At 61.4% G+C, this 3,047-nt stretch carries 2 protein-coding genes and 1 pseudogene; all 3 read left to right on the forward strand.

Features of this window, described 5'->3' with window-relative positions:
- The coding region (locus tag AC0L2Z_RS35075) for an MmgE/PrpD family protein (protein WP_473630601.1) at positions 1 to 1,372 on the forward strand (1,372 nt) is incomplete at its 5' end.
- Between the two features lie 76 nt (positions 1,373 to 1,448).
- Positions 1,449 to 2,822 carry an aminotransferase family protein gene (locus AC0L2Z_RS35080; protein ID WP_473630602.1) on the forward strand — a complete coding sequence of 458 codons (1,374 nt, stop codon included), beginning with the start codon at positions 1,449 to 1,451 and terminating at the stop codon, positions 2,820 to 2,822.
- Positions 2,823 to 2,860: 38 nt separating this feature from the next.
- A pseudogene (locus AC0L2Z_RS35085) lies at positions 2,861 to 3,047 on the forward strand (hypothetical protein); the annotation flags it as partial.

Here is a 3,047-nt window from a genome sequence, read left to right on the forward strand (position 1 = left end):
AATGCCTCTGACACAAGACGTCGCCAGCACGGTCGCCAGACTGACTTATGACGAGTTGCCGGCACATGTCCGCGACCAGGCGAAGCTTCTGGTCCTTGATCATGTTGGTTGCATGATCGCGGGAAGCACGACCCGGGGGGCGGGGCAAATGACGCCCTATCTCGCGGGTATCGATTCCGGTGGTCTCAGCACGGTTTTCGGCACGTCACTGCGCTTCCATCCGGCCAATGCCGCCCATGCCAACGCGCACAGCGCCAGCATGTTGAGCCTCGACGATTCCTACATCCTTTTCGGCCATCCCGGAGCGTCGATTATCCCCGCCGCCCTCGCCGTTGCCGAAGAGGTCAACAGCTCCGGTACGGGGCTGATCGCGGCGATTGTGGGCGGTTACGAGATGTCCCTGCGCCTTGGCACCGCCATGCGGCCGAGCGAGGACCGCGATCGCCAGGTCAAGGGCTATGCCAACTGGCAGGTCTACGGCGCCTGCACCGCGGCAAGCCTGTTGCACCGATTCAGCGCTGAGCAGATCGCCGATGCCTATGGGCTGACCCCGATGCATGCCCCGCTTCCCTTTCTGCGCAAGTTCCACTCGCGGCCGATGAGCCTTTTGAAGAACAACTATGGGTGGGCGAACAAGGGCGCCATTACGGCAGTGGATCTCGTCCGCGCCGGCTTCCATGGTAATCGCACCATCTTCGACGGCGACGATGGGTTCTGGGCCATGGCCGGGTCCGACCGGTTTGAACCCCGCGACATGCTCGATCGGTGGGGCGAGCGCTACTTCATCCTCGAGACCGGCTTCAAGCCGTTTGGCGTCTGTCGCTGGATCCACACGGCGGTTGACTGCTTGCGTGCGTTGCTGACGCGCTATCGTTTTGGCCGCGCCGACATCAAGGGCATTCACGTTGAGACGGTGAGCGAGTTCGTCCGCGACTTCAACGGCCCCTGGCCGCAATCGACCGTCGAGGCCGCGTTCCATATCCCCTATGCGCTCGCCCTCGAACTACACGACAAGTCGTCCGCGACGGGCCTGCGCGAAAACGACTTGGCGGACAAAAACCTCCAAGAAACAGCGTCACAAATAAGCCTTTCAACACTCGCCGGCGCCGATGAGAAGTTTTATGCGAACAGGCTCCTGCCTGCCCGCGTCAATGTGACCCTCCAGAATGGCCAATCTCTTTCCGAAGAAGCCGAGATACCGACCGGCGCCCCCGGCGGGCCCGCTTTTGGGCCGGCAGAGGTGGAAGCCAAGTTCCTCATTCTCGCCAGTCCCATTATCGGCGAGGCGAATGCCATGCGTCTGAAGCACGCTCTCCTCGAACTGGAGGCTCTTTCCGTCCGCGACGCACTGAAATCATGCGCCGTGGCGTGAGAGTCGCGCATACGTGCGGCGCCGGTAAAGAGCCCGCCCTCCTTTCCGAAACCAATTAACAGGAACAAGCCGCAAGATGTCCACACCGAGCACACAGCCCAAACCCGTCCAAAACGTATCTACCGGAGGGGCCTTCTACGCCGGGCGCGGCGTCACCAAAACGCCCATGATCTCGCATGCCAAAGGCATCTTCTTCTGGGACACCGACGGCAAGCGCTATCTCGACGGGTCGTCAGGCGCCGTCGCCGCCAATATCGGCCACGGCAACGAGCGCGTCCGCGACGCCATGATCGAACAAGCCAAGCGCTTTAGCTATGTCGTCCGCACGGCGTTCACCAGCGAGGCGACCGAAACGCTGTGCAGGATGATCTCGGAGCTTGCGGGCACGGGATTCGATCAGACTTTTCTTGTCTCGGGCGGCTCGGAGGCCATCGAAGCCACCCTCAAACTTGCACGTCAATACGCCGTGGTCACGGGTCAACCGAAGCGCTCAAAGATTTTTGCGCGTATACCAGGCTATCATGGTTCGACGCTCGGCGCCGCTGCGGTCACCGGCGATCCGGATCGGGACCAGATATTCGGCCCGATCATGCGGATGATGCCCAAGGTTCCGGCACCATTGAGCTACCGCGTCCCCGAGGGCTACGACGTCCACTCCTATGCCGACCACTGCGCGGATGAGCTCGAAAGACAGATTCTCACGGAAGGCGAGGACACGGTACTCGCTTTCATCATGGAGCCGGTCGGCGGCATCGCCACCGGCGCATTGGTCGCGCCGAACAGTTACTATTCCAAGGTCCGGAAGCTTTGTGACCGCTACGGCGTTCTGTTGATCTTCGACGAGGTCATGTGTGGCGCCGGCCGGACCGGAACCTTTTTGGCCGCCCATCACTGGCCCGACGCGTTGCCCGATCTTGTCGCCTGCGCCAAGGGCTTGAGCGCCGGATACACGCCACTCGGCGCCATGGTTGCTCCTAACAGGATCGTCGACAAGGTCGTCGAATCTGGTGGCTTTCTGCATGGCCACACCTATTCCGGCAATCCCCTTTCCTCGGCGATCGGCGTTGCGGTTCTCAGTGAGCTGGTGAACCAAGATCTGATGGAGAATGCCAAGCGCATGGGCGTCATCCTTCGTCAAAAGCTAAACGCTCTGAAGGACAGGAGCACAACTATTGGCGACGTGCGCGGCATGGGGCTTTTGAACGCGGTGGAGATCGTCGAGGACAAGGCTACCAAGGCAATTTTCCCCGCCTCCAGGCAGGCGTCTTACCGCGTTTCCGAGATCGCGCGTGATCTTGGCCTCCACATCTATTCGCGTCGCGCGGCGAGCGGCAAGTTCGGGGAATGGTTCATGGCAGCTCCGCCGCTCATCATCACCGAGCCGGAAATCGATATCTTCATGGAGCTTCTCACCGAGACCTTCCGTATCTTTGAGGGCGAGAACCGATGAGCCGGGGGCGTAGCCATCCTGACCCGATGCAATCCAGGTTGGCCGGCTTTGATGTGCAAGAGCTCCGCCCTCTGCCGGCAGATGCACGCAACGCCGGCATGACGCCGGACACGCACCTCATTGCGGCAGCAACGGCTTGGCGCCACGATTTCCATCGCCACCCTGAGCTTCAGTTTGACGTCGACCGTACCGCAGCACGCGTTGCCGATCTCCTCCGCAGCTTCG

The organism is Mesorhizobium sp. WSM4850, assembly GCF_055811735.1.